Below are 13,290 nucleotides of genomic sequence, written 5' to 3' on the forward strand. Positions count from 1 at the left end.
CGGCGTCCGGGCCTGCACCAGGCCCAACGTTGTCGCGGGGATACTTCTATGACAGCGAAATTCTGAAAATCAGCACAGCCGCTGGGTAAATTTTGTGTAAGGTCTGTACCGGCTTCTTTACCGGTGGGTCAAAGGGGCACGCGGCCCGTTGCAGACAGGCGCTTATGATCGTTCAGAACCCGATGGAATGGCTAACTCCGTCCATCCGAAAGTCCGTTTGAAGGAGAAGTTTCATGCAGATGAATCCCAACAAAGACACCCAGCTGTGCATGTCCCTGTCCGGGCGCCCGGGGAATTTCGGTCTGCGTTTTCATAACCATTTGTACGAGCAGTTGGGCCTGAACTTCTATTACAAGGCGTTCAGCAGTCAGGATCTGCCGGGGGCTGTCGGCGGGATTCGTGCGCTGGGGATTCGCGGTTGCGGCGTGTCGATGCCGTTCAAGGAAGCGTGCATTGCACTGGTCGATGAGCTGGATGCGTCGGCGGCGGCGATCCAGTCGATCAACACCATCGTCAATACCCACGGCCACCTCAAGGCCTACAACACCGACTACATCGCCATCGCGCAATTGCTGGAAACCCACGCAGTGCCGAAAGATTCGACGTTCGCCCTGCGCGGCAGCGGCGGCATGGCCAAAGCGGTGGCCAGCGCCTTGCGCGATGGTGGCTACAAAAATGGCTTGATCGTTGCGCGTAACGAGCGCGCCGGGCAGGCACTGGCGGACTCGCTGGGTTACCGCTGGCGGGCCGAGTTGGGTGAAGAACGTCCGCAGATGCTGATCAACGTCACCCCGGTGGGCATGGACGGCGGGCCGGAGGCGGGGCAACTGGCGTTCGAGCCTGAAGTGATCCAGGCAGCCGGGATCGTATTCGATGTGGTAGCGATTCCGTCGGAAACACCGCTGATCGAGCGCGGCCGGGCCGAGGGCAAAAAAGTGATTACCGGACTGGAGGTGATAGCGATCCAGGCGCTGGAGCAGTTTGTGCTGTACACGGGCGTGCGGCCGAGTGAAGAGCAGTTTGCGGCGGCGGTAAATTTCGCCCGCAGCTGATGTTCTGGATTATGTGTCGGATGAGTTGGCCCCATCGCTGGCAAGCCAGCTCCCACAGGTGTCAGGTTGCAACACAACCAGGTGAGCAACCACAAATCCTGTGGAAGCTGGCTTGCCAGCGATGAATTCAACTCGGTTTATCGGGTTGCCTATACTGCGGCCTCAGCAAGCCAAGACTTGTCCCTCATAAAAACCTGATCGAGGCACCCCATGCATCCGCCCATCCTCAACCTGCACCAGGTCGAACTCGAACCCTTGCCCGAAGCCCTGGCCCCGGAAGGCGAAACCGCCGGGCGTTATCAGCAGCGCATGGCGCGGGTAGGCCAGCAACTCGGTGCGCAGAAACTTGGCTATCGGTTGTACGCCTTGCCGCCGGGCATGCGCGGCAGTCCGTTTCACAGCCACCGGGTCAATGAAGAGATGTTCTATGTGGTGGCCGGGGAGGGCGAAGTGCGCTTGGGTGCCGAACGCTTTCCGATCCGCGCGGGCGACGTGATCGCCTGCCCGCCGGGCGGCCCGGAAACGGCGCATCAGATCATCAATACCAGCGACGCGGAACTGCGTTACCTGGCGGTCAGCACCCAGCAGCAACCGGATATCTGCGAATACCCGGACTCCAACAAATACGCGGTGATGGACAACTTCAAGGTTGATGCCGAGGGCAATGCGTCAGGTTTTGTCGCCGTGGCGCGGCAGGCGGACGGGGTGGATTACTGGGATGGTGAGTAAATAGAGACCCTCGGCGTGGTGCAGCCCCAGTGGGAGCGAGCTTGCTCGCGAATGCAATGTGTCATTCACATCATTGTTAAATGACACACTGCATTCGCGAGCAAGCTCGCTCCCACAGTAGGATTTCCGGGGTTATTCGAGGCGCGCCAGGCGCTCTTCCAGCGCGGCAATCCGTGCTTCCAGCTCTTCGATGCGCTCGACCGAAACTCCGCTGGTCGCGCGCTCCCCAGGATTCTGCCGCGCCGCCAGGATCGCCTCGATGTCCGCCGGATCGCCCAGCGCATGGGTGTAGCGGTCTTCGCGTTGTCCGGCCTGACGCGGTATCAACACCGCCAGCCCACGGGCGATCAGGCGCTCAAGCTGATGCACCACTTGCTCGGCATCTTCGAAATCGTGCATGCGGCCGCTGCGGGTCAGCAACTCATTCACTGTCTGCGGGCCACGCAAGAACATCAGACCGGTGAGAATCACCTGGGCCGGCACCAGTTCCAGCGCCTTGTCCAGCTTATGCTCCCAACGATCAGCGCGACTGCCCATGACCAGTTTGGTGTAACCGTGGCTTTCCAGCGCCCGCAGGCTCTGGCCGACCTGGCCTTGAGTCAGGTTCATCACCGGCTCGCGACTGGTCTTCTGATTGCAGGCCAGCACCAATGCATTGAGGGTCAACGGATAGGTTTCCGGGCTGGTGGCCTGTTTTTCGATCAACGAACCCAGAATGCGGATTTCCGTGGCGTTGAGCCGTGGTTCGTCGGTGGTGGTTGCAAGTTCGGTGGTCATCGCGCGTTCCCTCAGCAGTCGAAGGCGCCTAGCCTAATCCTTGGCTAACAAAAGGCAAGCCGTGTGGTCATCAAGCATGGCTATAATCGCCTCCACGTTCCACCCAGCCACCACACGAGACTGCCATGACCATTTCCCTGTACGCCGCATCCGTCCCGGTTTTTCAACAAATGCTCAACGCTCTGAGCGATGTCCTGAAAAAGGCTGAAGCCCACGCCACCGAGAAAAACATCGACCCGAACGCCTTCCTGCAAGCGCGCCTGTACCCGGACATGTTCCCGCTGGTGCGTCAGGTGCAGATCGCCGTCGACTTCGCCAAGGGCGTTTCCTCGCGTCTGGCCGAAGTCGAAATTCCGAAGTATGACGACACTGAAACCACGTTCGCCGAACTGCAAGCGCTGATCGCCAAGGTGCTGGCCTACATCGGCGAGATCAAGCCGGAGCAGATCAACGGCAAGGAAGGCATCGAGATCGTGACCCGTCCGGGCACGCCGAAAGAGAAGCGCTTCAGCGGTCAGGCTTACCTGCTGAGCTACGGTCTGCCGCAGTTCTTCTTCCACGTCACCACTGCCTATGCGCTGCTGCGCCACAACGGTGTTGAAGTGGGTAAGCGCGATTACATGGGCGCGTACTAAAACACCCCGTAACAAAAAAGCCCGCCAAGGTTCACGCCTTGGCGGGCTTTTTATTGGATAACGCAAAAGATCGCAGCCTGCGGCAGCTCCTACAGGGAAATGCATTCCTAATGTAGGAGCTGCCGCAGGCTGCGATCTTTTGATCTTCAGACTGAACGCTGAATTTTCGCCTCTTCACCGAGGCAAGCCGCCGCGGTGAACAGCACATCGGTGGACGAATTCAGCGCTGTTTCCGCCGAGTCCTGCAGCACACCAATGATGAAACCCACCGCTACCACCTGCATGGCAATCTCGCTGGGAATGCCGAACAGGCTGCACGCCAGCGGAATCAGCAGCAGCGAGCCACCGGCCACGCCCGAGGCGCCACAGGCACAGATCGCCGCGACGACGCTGAGCAGGATCGCGGTCGGAATGTCCACGGCAATCCCCAGCGTGTGCACGGCAGCCAGGCTCAGCACGGTGATGGTGATCGCTGCGCCGGCCATGTTGATGGTGGCGCCCAGCGGGATCGATACCGAGTAGGTGTCTTCATGCAGGCCCAGGCGCTTGCTCAGTTCCAGGTTGACCGGAATGTTCGCTGCCGAGCTGCGGGTGAAGAAGGCAGTGATGCCGCTTTCGCGCAGGCACTTGAGGGTCAGCGGGTACGGGTTGCGGCGCAGCTTCCAGAACACAATCAGCGGGTTCATTACCAGCGCCACAAACAGCATGCAGCCCAGCAGCACGGCCAGCAGGTGCGCATAACCGATCAACGCGCCGAAGCCCGAGGTGGCGAGGGTAGACGCCACCAGACCAAAAATGCCCAGCGGGGCGAAACGAATCACTACACGCACGATCACGGTCACGCCATTGGACAGGTCGCCCAGCACCTCGCGTGTGGTGTCGCCGGCATGGCGAATCGCGACGCCCATGCCGATCGCCCAGGCCAGAATACCGATGAAGTTGGCATTCATCAGCGCGCTGACCGGGTTGTCGACCACGCTCAACAACAGGCTTTGCAGCACTTCGGCAATGCCGCCCGGCGCGGTGACCGACACGTTGTCGGTGGACAGCACCAGATGCGAGGGAAACGCCATGCTGGCAATCACCGCGACCACGGCTGCGGCGAAAGTACCGAGCAGGTACAGGAACAGGATGGGCCTGATGTGGGTTTCCTGACCGTGCTTGTGGTTGGCAATCGACGCCATTACCAGCACGAACACCAGAATCGGTGCCACGGCTTTCAGCGCCGAGACAAATACTTTGCCGATGAACGCCGAGCCTTTTGCCGCTTCCGGGGCGAACAACGCCAGAGCGATACCGGCGATCAGGCCGATCAGGATCTGCGTGACCAGACTGAGGTTTTTCAGGCGTTGCAATAGAGGAGGGGATGAAGCGGTCATAACGGCATCTCTGATTTTTTATAGGGTGCAAGGTTGCGTGAAACCGGTGATACATCAAGGGGGCAGGTCACCGGCACGAACCGAAAGGGCTGACGCGCGATCAACGCTGTTAAACGGGCGCTGAACAGGGTGTACGTTTTTCAGGGCGCGGACTTTATCACAGCGTAGGCGTTATCCTTCAGGCCTGTGACGATCTGCCACCGGATTGATCGCCAAGTCGGCAGGTTTATGCAAGTCACTGCTGAAACACTCTGTTAAGATTCGCCATCCTCATTTTAATCGTTGCCAGCGGGCCTTCCGGTCATCGCTGGTGTCGTCGTTTTGCTGGAGTTGCTCATGCTGTTGCCCATTCTTCTGTTGTCTGCTGCCGGATTCACGGTGCTGACCACGGAATTCGTCATCGTCGGCCTGTTGCCGGCCATTGCCCGAGACCTGGCGGTAACCATTCCGCAGGCGGGTCTGCTGGTGACGCTGTTCGCTTTCACGGTGGCGATGTTCGGCCCGTTTTTGACCGCCTATTTCGCCCGCTTCGAGCGACGCAAGTTATTCATCACCATTTTGATCATGTTCGGCCTGGCCAACACCGTTGCCGCGCTGGCGCCGAACATCTGGGTCATGGCCATAGCGCGCTTGATCCCGGCCCTCGGCCTGCCGGTGTTCTGGGCCTTGGCCAGCGAGACAGCGGTGGACATCGTCGGCCCGGATCACGCCGGCCGTGCGATTGCCAAGATCGGCTTCGGCATCGTCTGCGCCACGGTATTCGGCATCCCGGTGGGCACGTTGATTTCCGATGCGTTCGGCTGGCGCAGTGCATTCGCGATTCTGGCGGTGATCGCTTTTGCCAAGGCTTTGCTGCTGTTTGTTTATCTGCCGAAAACCAGCCTGCATCAGCACCAGGTCAGCTTCAGCTCGCAGTTCAAGATCCTGCGCAGCCCGCTGATGCTCGGCCATGTGCTGTTGTCGATCCTGGTGTTCAGCGGCATGTTCACCGCCTACACCTATCTGGCCGACATTCTCGAGCGTCTGGCGGGTTTTAACGGCACCGTGGTTGGCTGGTGCCTGATGGGCTTCGGTGCGGTCGGGCTGATCGGCAATTCGCTGGGCGGGCGTGCAGTGGATCGTCATCCGTTGGGGGCGTCCGTGCTGTTCTGCGCGTTCATGATTGCCGGCATGGTCTCGCTGGTGCCGAATATCCACTCGACGCTGGGCCTGGCGGTGGCCATGGGCATCTGGGGAATCACCCAGGCGGCGCTGTTTCTGGTCAGCCATGTGCGCCTGATGAAAGCCGCGCCGCAAGCGCCCGCGTTTGCCGCGTCGCTGAACATCGCCGGCGCCAACCTCGGTATCGGCCTGGGCGCGATGATCGGCGGGCGGGTGATCGACAGTGCTGGCCTGAGCTTTCTCGGCTTCGCCGCTGCCGGGTTCATTCTGTTGTCGGTATTCCTCGCCATGGTCTTGATGACGCTCAAGCCGCGCGAAGAGTGCGCCCAGGCGTCATAACGCGGTAAACAGCTCGCGTCGGGCACCTTCGGTAATCGCCACGATGCCGGGGTGCTTGACCTTGCGTTCCACGGAAATGGCATAGAACGACTCGGTCACCGCGTCGGTCTGGCCAATCACCTCAACGCCGTACTGGCGTTTGACTTCATCGGCAATCACGCTCGGACCGATGAAAATCCCGCTGCCCGATTGGCCGAAGGCTTGCATCAGGGCGCTGTCATCGAATTCCCCAACGATTTGTGGCTGGATCTGCTGCTCGGCAAACCAGCGCTGCAGACGGTTGCGCACCACGGTTTCCGCGCCGGGAATCAGCAGCGGTGCGCCGTTGAGGCTGCGCGGAAAGTCTTGCCCGTATTGCGCCGCCAAATGTGCGGTGGCGAAAAAACTGATCCCGCATTCGCCGAGTTTCTGGCTGTAGCCCTTGATGTCGAGGTGCGACGGCATCGGGCTGTCGGAAATCACCAGGTCCAGACGCTGGATCGCCAGGTCCGCCAACAGGCGTTCGAGTTTGTCTTCGCGGCAGGTGATGCGCAGCGGCTCGTGCAACTCCATGGTCGGCGCGATCAGCCGATAGACGATGGACTTGGGCACCACGTCGGCCACGCCGACGCGAAACAGGATCTGCTGTTCGTTGGGCTGGGCACGCAGCATCAACTCCAGTTCGCCGCCCAACTGGAACATCTGCTCAGCGTAGGGCAGGGCCTGGCGTCCGGCCTCGGTCAGTTCCAGTTGGCGGCCGACCCGTTGAAACAGTTCGATACCGTAGGTTTGTTCGAGCAGCGAAATCTGCCCGCTGATGGTTTGCGGAGTGAGGTTGAGTTGCTCGCAGGCACGCACGATGCTGCCGGTCTTGGCGACCACCCAGAAGTAATGCAGTTGTCGGTAATTGAGCACTCTAAGGTCCCCCCTCCTATAGTCGCTGCCGCAGGCTGCGATTTTTTGATCTTGCTTTAAAAAATCAAAAGATCGCAGCCTTCGGCAGCTCCTGTACTGATTGTCATAGTTCGTTAAAGCCGAAGTATAGCCGCTAAAAATACGAATTTTCCTGAAGTGTTTGTCTCCCTAGAATGCCCAGCCATCGACGGGTGGTCTGTGACCCTGTTTGTTCATTCGAAGGAAGTCTCATGAAATACACAATCCCTGCATTGATGTTTACGTCTTTACTGCTCATGGCCGGTTGCGATCAGGCCGAGAAAAGTGCCCAGCAGTTGATGGGCAAGGCGGCCGAAAGCGCCAAACAGGCGATCGACGATACGCACAAAGCTGCTGAACAAGCGCTCAGCGACGCCACCGGCGGCTTGATCGAGAAAAAAGAAGCGCCGGAAAAAGATGCGGAACAATCCGAATCTTCCTCCAAGACCCTCTAAACCGTCATACAAGAGTCAGGACTGACCCATGGAATATCTGTTAGAACTCGCCGCCAGCCCCGCCGCCTGGGTTGCTTTGGCCACACTGGTGGTGATGGAAATCGTGCTCGGCATCGATAACCTGATCTTTATTTCGATCCTGACCAACAAGTTGCCTGTGCAGCATCGGCAGAAGGCGCGCCGCATCGGTATCGGCATGGCGCTGATCCTGCGTCTGGCCCTGTTGAGCACTATCGCCTTCATCGTGCAGTTGACCGAACCTGTAATCGAAATCATGGGCCAGGCGTTCTCCTGGAAAGACATGATCCTGATTGCCGGTGGTCTGTTCCTGGTGTGGAAAGCCACGACCGAGATCCATCACAGCATGGACCCGGCCCCGGAAGACCCGAAAACTGCGACTTCGACCGTGACCCTGGGCTTCGCTGCCGCAATCGGTCAGATCCTGATGCTGGACATGGTGTTCTCCATCGACAGCATCATTACTGCGGTGGGCATGACTGAACACTTGCCGATCATGGTGATCGCGGTGGTGGTCTCGGTGATGGTGATGCTGTTCGCAGCTGAGCCGCTGGCCAAGTTCATCAACGACAACCCGACGGTGGTGATGCTGGCCCTGGGCTTCCTGATCATGATCGGCATGACGCTGATCGCCGAAGGGTTCGGTGCCCATGTACCGAAAGGTTATGTATACGCGGCCATGGCCTTCTCGGCAGCGATTGAAGTGCTGAACATGCTGTCGCGCCGGGCGAAGCAGAAGAAGCTGGCTCAGCAGGCTTAACCTGCAGCAAACCAAAAGGCCGGCTGGACTCGTCGAGTTCAGCCGGCCTTTTTGCTTATGCCTCATGCCGTACGGCTTGTGCCTTATGTAGGAGCTGCCGAAGGCTGCGATCTTTTGATCTTCAAAGTCAAAAGATCGCAGCCTTCGGCAGCTCCTACAGAGGTCTTACATCAACTGACCGGTCAGTGCGCGGTCGCGTGGCGGGTACGGTGCTTTTCAGGCTTGTGAGCCGAGGCGGATTCGACCGGGTGGTGATGCCGCCGCGCAATGCGCAGCACGCCCCACAACATGGCGCTGGCAACGGCCAGCCAGCCGGCTATCAACATTACGATGGTCATGGTCAGGCTCATCAGTGCCTCCTCTTTGCCCTGCATCGGGCACACACTTTTTCAATTCGCTCTGTTTCAGTGACAGTCTAGACAATGGGGTGTTTCAGACTATTGACCAAAGGTCGGTGATGACCAATCAGTTCGCTCTATGCAATCGATCGGTCTGCGGGTTAAGGCTATACCGCAGCCGTGCGTCGCCCTATGATCACAGGCGTTGCCGGAACACGATGACCGGCGTCTGATCAGAGAGTGACAATGGTGCAGGTATTGACTCGATTGCGAGGGGCGTTGCTGGTGGCCGGTTGCGCGGCTGTATTGGCGGGGTGTGCGGGCACTGTCGCGCCGCAGGTCAAGCGCCTGCCGGAGCGGGTCGAACTCAGCGGTACATTCTATCGCGGTGAAGCCAATCAGAGTGGTCCGCAAGTGCTGGCCAGTCTGTTGTCGCAGCAGGGCATCATGATCACGCCGGGGCTGCTGGAAAAACCGTTGCAGCTGCCGGGGGCACAGGATCAGTTGCAGCAGAATCTGCAGAACCTGGCCCGCGATTACGGCATGGTGGTCTATCCGCTGGACAAGAACCTGCCAGCCTTGTTGACCCAGGTGGCGGCCGGTTATCCGGTAATGGTGCGTTTCAGTGAAGGCTCGGCGTTCTGGGCTGAACCGCGTTACGCCATTCTTTCCGGTTACGACCGCTTGAAACAGAAAGTACTGTTGCGCGTCGGAATGAATCGCCGCGAACTCATGAGTTTCAGTTCCTTCGAGTCGGCGTTCGAAAAGTCGGGTGGTTGGGCCGTGCTGATCCAGAAGCCGTCGCAGATTCCTGCCGAGGTTGATCGTCAGCGCTGGCTGAAGGCCGCCGATGAGTTGGCGCAGGCCGGGCAGGAACGTGAAGCGGAGCAAGCCAAAAAGGCACTGGCTGCACATTAAGCCTCCGTTCGTCATTTGCCGGGCACCCTCACGCCCGGCACGCCTCTTAACGATAGAGCCCGAATGTGCGGGTGAATCAGGAGGCGAGCATGGCAGATTCCCCATCCCCGAAAGGCCCACACTCAAGCGAGCATTCGTCCGGTCATGATCTGGGTTTCGATCCGGATTCCCCGGATCTCGACGACCCGCAGGTTGATCCGGTCGGCCCTGCCAAGGCGCCGAAGGACGTGGAAACCGGCGAAGACAGCAAGCGTCCGGCCAAGCCTTACGATCCGTTGGCTGACCTGAAACCCTAAGTGAGGTGCGTATGAGTACCGATTCCAGCTTTGACGATAAAAAACCGGACAGCGTGCCGACCACGCCTGAGGATGACGTGGATCCCGTGCTGGATCCGGACAGCCCGCTGCGTGATCCATTGGCCCGGCCTAATGTGCTGACGCCAGATCCGAGCGCTGGCGATGGCATTCCGGACGACGACAAAATGCCGTTACCCAATGATTGAATAACGGGTATTTAACCACTGGCTGAATAACTCTGTGGCGAGGGAGCTTGCTCCCGCTGGACTGCGCAGCAGGCCTTTTCTTATTAAAAAAGAAGGTCCGCTACGCGCCCCAGCGGGAGCAAGCTCCCTCGCCACAGTTGGTCTTTCCGGTTACTTGGACGCTTCGACCACGCCGCTCTGGCGCGCCTTGAGGTTTTTCTCGGCCTTGTATTGTTGGGCCACTGCCGGAACGTTGGTGCTGCGACCGGTTTCCATCCAGCTGCGGATACGGCTGGCATCGGCGAAGTGTGTGTACTTGCCGAACGCATCGAGAATTACCAGGGCAACCGGGCGGTTGCTCATTCGTGTCACCAGCACCAGGCAATGCCCCGCCGGGTTGGTGAAGCCGGTTTTAGTGATTTTGATGTCCCAGTCGGCCTTGTTCACCAAGTGATCGGTGTTGCGGAAGCCCAAGGTGTAGTTGGGTTTACGGAACGACACCGTTTTTTCCTTGGTGGTCGTCAGTTCAGTGAGGATCGGGTGCTTGCTCGCGGCCACCAACAGTTTGCTCAGATCGCGGGCGGTGGAAACGTTACGTTCCGACAAGCCGGTCGGTTCGACATAGTGGGTGTTGGTCATGCCCAGTGCCTTGGCCTTGGCATTCATCGCCGCGATGAATGCTGCATAACCGCCCGGGTAGTGATGCGCAAGGCTGGCGGCTGCACGGTTTTCCGAGGACATCAGGGCAATCAGCAACATTTCCCGGCGCGGCAGTTCGCTCTTCAGTTTGACTCTGGAAAACACGCCTTTCATTTCTGGCGTGTGGCTGATGTCGACGTCAATCCATTCGTCCATGTTCTGGTGCGCTTCAACGACCACCAGCCCGGTCATCAGCTTGCTGACCGACGCGATGGGTACGATTACGTCCGGGTTGCTCGAGTAGATGACTTTATTGGTCTGCAAATCCATGAGCAGCGCGCTGCCGGAGGCGATCTTCAGTTGCGAAGCATCGCGTGGCGCAGCAGTGGTTTCAGCGGCGTTGACGGTTGGCGTGACGAATGTGCCTGAAAAAGCAAAAACCAGGCTCAGGATCGAAAGACGAATTTTCACGCGGGCGAACTCATAAAGGTTGGATATTCCGTTAGTTTGTAACGGGTTATTTCTTCAAAGCGTCGCATTCTAGGAGTATGGCTGAAGATCTGTCGATGGTTGTTTGAATGACCTGAAAATCTCGTGAAAAGGCCTGTAAAAAGAGGGGTTTCCGGCGAACGGTTAGTGTTTTTTCTCAGATACAAAAAACCCCGCACAAAGCGGGGTTCTTTTATTGCGGAAAAACCTCTCAGGCGTGCAGGGTTTCTGCCGCGTAGAGGGTGTTTTCCAGCAGGCAGGCGCGGGTCATCGGGCCAACACCGCCCGGCACCGGAGTGATCCAGCCAGCGCGGGGCAGAGCGGTTTCGTACACCACGTCACCGACCAGCTTGCCATCGTCCTGACGGTTGATGCCGACGTCGATCACGATCGCGCCTTCCTTGATCCACTCGCCCTTGACCAGGCCCGGCTTGCCGGCGGCCACCACCACCAGATCGGCGCGACCGACGTGGCCGGCCAGATCCTTGGTAAAGCGGTGGGTGACGGTCACGGTGCAACCGGCCAGCAGCAGTTCCATCGCCATCGGGCGACCGACGATGTTGGATGCACCCACCACTACCGCGTCCAGGCCATAAAGGTCCACACCCGTGCTTTCCAGCAAGGTCATGATGCCTTTTGGCGTGCATGGACGCAGCAGCGGGATGCGCTGTGCCAGGCGACCGACGTTATAAGGATGAAAGCCATCGACGTCTTTGTCCGGGCGGATGCGCTCCAGCAATTTGGACGCGTCCAGATGCTCGGGCAGGGGCAGTTGCAGCAGCACGCCGTCAATGGCCGGGTCGTCGTTGAGGCGATCGATCAGATCGGTCAGCGCTTCTTGAGTGGTGTCGGAGGGCAGGTCGTAGGCTTGAGAGAGGAAGCCTACCTCTTCACAGTCTTTACGCTTGTGCGAGACATAAACCTGAGAGGCAGGATCGCTGCCGACCAGGATCACCGCGAGGCCGGGAGTGCGCAGACCTTGCTGGCGACGCTCGGCAACTCGTTGGGCGATCTGCTGGCGCAGGCTGGCGGCGATCGATTTGCCGTCGATTAGTTGTGCAGTCATTGCGCGTGATTAACCATCGAGAGGGGAAAAAAAGAGAACGCATTCTCGCATGTCAGACGGTGAGGGCAAAGGCGCTTGGTCAGCAAATTCCCCTAACTCCTTTAATTAAATGAATTTTTTTCAAAAAGGATTTGACGACCTTGGGAGCGCTCTATACTATTCGTCGCACTTGTCGGGCACAGCCTAGCACTGGTTAAGAAGGTTGAGCGGAATTAGCGTTCTGCGAAGCTGGAAAGCATTTAGTTTGTAGTCCTCCAAGGTTACAGATTAATAAGGCGCCCGTAGCTCAGCTGGATAGAGCATCCGCCTTCTAAGCGGATGGTCGCAGGTTCGAGTCCTGCCGGGTGCGCCATTAGGCAGCTTTGGCACAAGTAGCGCGATATGGTGGGCGTAGCTCAGTTGGTAGAGCACGGGATTGTGACTCCCGTTGTCGTGGGTTCGATCCCCATCGTCCACCCCATATTTCGAAAGGCGCCAGATGTAACAGTCTGGCGCCTTTGCTTTAAAAGCTTCATCTGCGGATGTGGTGGAATTGGTAGACACACTGGATTTAGGTTCCAGCGCCGCGAGGCGTAAGAGTTCGAGTCTCTTCATCCGCACCAATTAAAGCTTCATTCTTGCCGCAGGCCTGATGAAGTTCAGCAAAGAAGTTGAATGGCTTTTTTGTGACGCAATATGGTGGGCGTAGCTCAGTTGGTAGAGCACGGGATTGTGACTCCCGTTGTCGTGGGTTCGATCCCCATCGTCCACCCCATATTTCGAAAAGGCGCCAGATTTAACAGTCTGGCGCCTTTTTTGTTTTACGGTTTGTGGTTTATTGCGCCGGGTTTCGGGTCGACGGGCAGGGCGTTTCGTCGTGTTTACGGGCTTGCAGCCTGCGTGTCGACCACCGGCCATGTTCGCCGGATCGGCCGCCAGGGAGATGGCTCGCAGTCTCTTCTATATATAGAAGCGGTTGAAGCAGAGCCCTGGCGTGATGGTCTTTATTCGTCTTCGAGGTGGAATGCATTGCTGCATTCACACCTATAAATGGCCTGCTGTTTTTTTACCCGTTTTCAGTAGGGTGACTTCTTGAGTTTGACCCACTAGAATGCATGCCCTTGATTCTGGGGTCGGAAACGGCCGGCTAACGTCTGTGCAAC

General features: G+C 58.5%; 15 protein-coding genes and 4 tRNA genes. 13 read left to right on the forward strand and 6 right to left on the reverse strand.

Features of this window, described 5'->3' with window-relative positions:
- Positions 1 to 233: 233 nt before the first annotated feature.
- Entirely contained in the window at positions 234 to 1,052 is an 819-nt protein-coding gene (locus AC193Q_RS02675; RefSeq protein ID WP_121184696.1) for a shikimate 5-dehydrogenase, read from the forward strand.
- 210 nt (positions 1,053 to 1,262) lie between these two features.
- Positions 1,263 to 1,781 carry a cupin domain-containing protein gene (locus AC193Q_RS02680; protein WP_095666989.1) on the forward strand — a complete coding sequence of 173 codons (519 nt, stop codon included), beginning with the start codon at positions 1,263 to 1,265 and terminating at the stop codon, positions 1,779 to 1,781.
- Between the two features lie 132 nt (positions 1,782 to 1,913).
- On the opposite strand, the gene AC193Q_RS02685 is transcribed toward AC193Q_RS02680, so the two are convergent.
- Positions 1,914 to 2,558, reverse strand: coding sequence for a YceH family protein (locus AC193Q_RS02685; protein ID WP_047291562.1), 645 nt, complete (start codon positions 2,556 to 2,558; stop codon positions 1,914 to 1,916).
- Between the two features lie 125 nt (positions 2,559 to 2,683).
- Here AC193Q_RS02685 and AC193Q_RS02690 point away from each other — a divergent pair, with 125 nt between their 5' ends.
- Positions 2,684 to 3,193: a DUF1993 domain-containing protein gene (locus AC193Q_RS02690; RefSeq protein WP_047291564.1), complete on the forward strand. Its 510-nt coding sequence runs from the start codon at positions 2,684 to 2,686 to the stop codon at positions 3,191 to 3,193.
- Between the two features lie 146 nt (positions 3,194 to 3,339).
- On the opposite strand, the gene sstT is transcribed toward AC193Q_RS02690, so the two are convergent.
- On the reverse strand, positions 3,340 to 4,572 hold the full coding sequence (gene sstT, locus AC193Q_RS02695; RefSeq protein WP_095666988.1) for a serine/threonine transporter SstT: 1,233 nt from the start codon (positions 4,570 to 4,572) through the stop codon (positions 3,340 to 3,342).
- A 336-nt stretch (positions 4,573 to 4,908) separates the two neighbouring features.
- On the opposite strand from sstT, the gene AC193Q_RS02700 reads away from it, so the two are divergent.
- On the forward strand, positions 4,909 to 6,072 hold the full coding sequence (locus tag AC193Q_RS02700; protein WP_182404249.1) for an MFS transporter: 1,164 nt from the start codon (positions 4,909 to 4,911) through the stop codon (positions 6,070 to 6,072).
- On the opposite strand, the gene nhaR is transcribed toward AC193Q_RS02700, so the two are convergent.
- Complete coding sequence (nhaR, locus tag AC193Q_RS02705) at positions 6,067 to 6,966, reverse strand: transcriptional activator NhaR (protein WP_483879115.1); 900 nt, start codon at positions 6,964 to 6,966, stop codon at positions 6,067 to 6,069. The genes AC193Q_RS02700 and nhaR overlap by 6 nt on opposite strands.
- Positions 6,967 to 7,196: 230 nt before the next feature.
- Between nhaR and AC193Q_RS02710 the strand changes: the two genes are divergently transcribed.
- Both AC193Q_RS02710 and AC193Q_RS02715 read left to right on the forward strand, forming a co-directional pair.
- Positions 7,197 to 7,439, forward strand: a complete 243-nt coding sequence (locus AC193Q_RS02710) for a hypothetical protein (RefSeq protein WP_121184702.1) — start codon at positions 7,197 to 7,199, stop codon at positions 7,437 to 7,439.
- Between the two features lie 28 nt (positions 7,440 to 7,467).
- Positions 7,468 to 8,217 carry a TerC family protein gene (locus AC193Q_RS02715; protein WP_121184704.1) on the forward strand — a complete coding sequence of 250 codons (750 nt, stop codon included), beginning with the start codon at positions 7,468 to 7,470 and terminating at the stop codon, positions 8,215 to 8,217.
- A gap of 182 nt (positions 8,218 to 8,399) precedes the next feature.
- Here the strand turns inward: AC193Q_RS02715 and AC193Q_RS02720 are convergent, their stop codons facing one another.
- Positions 8,400 to 8,567, reverse strand: a complete 168-nt coding sequence (locus AC193Q_RS02720) for a hypothetical protein (protein ID WP_177440021.1) — start codon at positions 8,565 to 8,567, stop codon at positions 8,400 to 8,402.
- 234 nt (positions 8,568 to 8,801) lie between these two features.
- Between AC193Q_RS02720 and AC193Q_RS02725 the strand changes: the two genes are divergently transcribed.
- The 3 genes from AC193Q_RS02725 (at position 8,802) to AC193Q_RS02735 (ending at position 9,975) form a co-directional block, all read left to right on the forward strand.
- Positions 8,802 to 9,473 carry a peptidase C39 family protein gene (locus AC193Q_RS02725; RefSeq protein WP_121184706.1) on the forward strand — a complete coding sequence of 224 codons (672 nt, stop codon included), beginning with the start codon at positions 8,802 to 8,804 and terminating at the stop codon, positions 9,471 to 9,473.
- 89 nt (positions 9,474 to 9,562) lie between these two features.
- On the forward strand, positions 9,563 to 9,769 hold the full coding sequence (locus AC193Q_RS02730) for a DUF6021 family protein (protein WP_041074110.1): 207 nt from the start codon (positions 9,563 to 9,565) through the stop codon (positions 9,767 to 9,769).
- Between the two features lie 11 nt (positions 9,770 to 9,780).
- The gene (locus AC193Q_RS02735; protein WP_047291581.1) at positions 9,781 to 9,975 is read left to right on the forward strand and encodes a hypothetical protein; all 195 of its coding nucleotides are present in this window, start codon (positions 9,781 to 9,783) and stop codon (positions 9,973 to 9,975) included.
- A 150-nt stretch (positions 9,976 to 10,125) separates the two neighbouring features.
- Here the strand turns inward: AC193Q_RS02735 and pbpG are convergent, their stop codons facing one another.
- Complete coding sequence (gene pbpG, locus AC193Q_RS02740; RefSeq protein WP_041074112.1) at positions 10,126 to 11,064, reverse strand: D-alanyl-D-alanine endopeptidase; 939 nt, start codon at positions 11,062 to 11,064, stop codon at positions 10,126 to 10,128.
- A 229-nt stretch (positions 11,065 to 11,293) separates the two neighbouring features.
- Positions 11,294 to 12,148 (reverse strand): bifunctional methylenetetrahydrofolate dehydrogenase/methenyltetrahydrofolate cyclohydrolase FolD, encoded by an 855-nt coding sequence (gene folD / locus AC193Q_RS02745; RefSeq protein WP_041074114.1) that lies wholly within the window; start codon positions 12,146 to 12,148, stop codon positions 11,294 to 11,296.
- 275 nt (positions 12,149 to 12,423) lie between these two features.
- Between folD and AC193Q_RS02750 the strand changes: the two genes are divergently transcribed.
- The 4 genes from AC193Q_RS02750 (at position 12,424) to AC193Q_RS02765 (ending at position 12,902) form a co-directional block, all read left to right on the forward strand.
- A tRNA-Arg gene (locus AC193Q_RS02750) sits at positions 12,424 to 12,500 on the forward strand.
- A 32-nt stretch (positions 12,501 to 12,532) separates the two neighbouring features.
- Positions 12,533 to 12,608: transfer RNA gene (locus tag AC193Q_RS02755), tRNA-His, on the forward strand.
- Positions 12,609 to 12,665: 57 nt separating this feature from the next.
- Positions 12,666 to 12,750, forward strand: a tRNA-Leu gene (locus tag AC193Q_RS02760).
- A 76-nt stretch (positions 12,751 to 12,826) separates the two neighbouring features.
- A tRNA-His gene (locus AC193Q_RS02765) sits at positions 12,827 to 12,902 on the forward strand.
- Positions 12,903 to 13,290 lie beyond the last annotated feature (388 nt).

This window comes from Pseudomonas sp. F2 (assembly GCF_057174385.1).

Bases quoted from the DNA above. Each gene is read 5' to 3' on its own strand.
- AC193Q_RS02685 (WP_047291562.1), bottom strand. From the start codon at position 2,558: ATGACCACCGAACTTGCAACCACCACCGACGAACCACGGCTCAACGCC.
- sstT (WP_095666988.1), bottom strand. From the start codon at position 4,572: ATGACCGCTTCATCCCCTCCTCTATTGCAACGCCTGAAAAACCTCAGT.
- folD (WP_041074114.1), bottom strand. From the start codon at position 12,148: ATGACTGCACAACTAATCGACGGCAAATCGATCGCCGCCAGCCTGCGC.
- AC193Q_RS02725 (WP_121184706.1), top strand. From the start codon at position 8,802: ATGGTGCAGGTATTGACTCGATTGCGAGGGGCGTTGCTGGTGGCCGGT.
- AC193Q_RS02680 (WP_095666989.1), top strand. From the start codon at position 1,263: ATGCATCCGCCCATCCTCAACCTGCACCAGGTCGAACTCGAACCCTTG.
- AC193Q_RS02720 (WP_177440021.1), bottom strand. From the start codon at position 8,567: ATGAGCCTGACCATGACCATCGTAATGTTGATAGCCGGCTGGCTGGCC.
- AC193Q_RS02715 (WP_121184704.1), top strand. From the start codon at position 7,468: ATGGAATATCTGTTAGAACTCGCCGCCAGCCCCGCCGCCTGGGTTGCT.
- AC193Q_RS02690 (WP_047291564.1), top strand. From the start codon at position 2,684: ATGACCATTTCCCTGTACGCCGCATCCGTCCCGGTTTTTCAACAAATG.
- AC193Q_RS02735 (WP_047291581.1), top strand. From the start codon at position 9,781: ATGAGTACCGATTCCAGCTTTGACGATAAAAAACCGGACAGCGTGCCG.
- AC193Q_RS02675 (WP_121184696.1), top strand. From the start codon at position 234: ATGCAGATGAATCCCAACAAAGACACCCAGCTGTGCATGTCCCTGTCC.
- AC193Q_RS02700 (WP_182404249.1), top strand. From the start codon at position 4,909: ATGCTGTTGCCCATTCTTCTGTTGTCTGCTGCCGGATTCACGGTGCTG.
- AC193Q_RS02730 (WP_041074110.1), top strand. From the start codon at position 9,563: ATGGCAGATTCCCCATCCCCGAAAGGCCCACACTCAAGCGAGCATTCG.
- AC193Q_RS02710 (WP_121184702.1), top strand. From the start codon at position 7,197: ATGAAATACACAATCCCTGCATTGATGTTTACGTCTTTACTGCTCATG.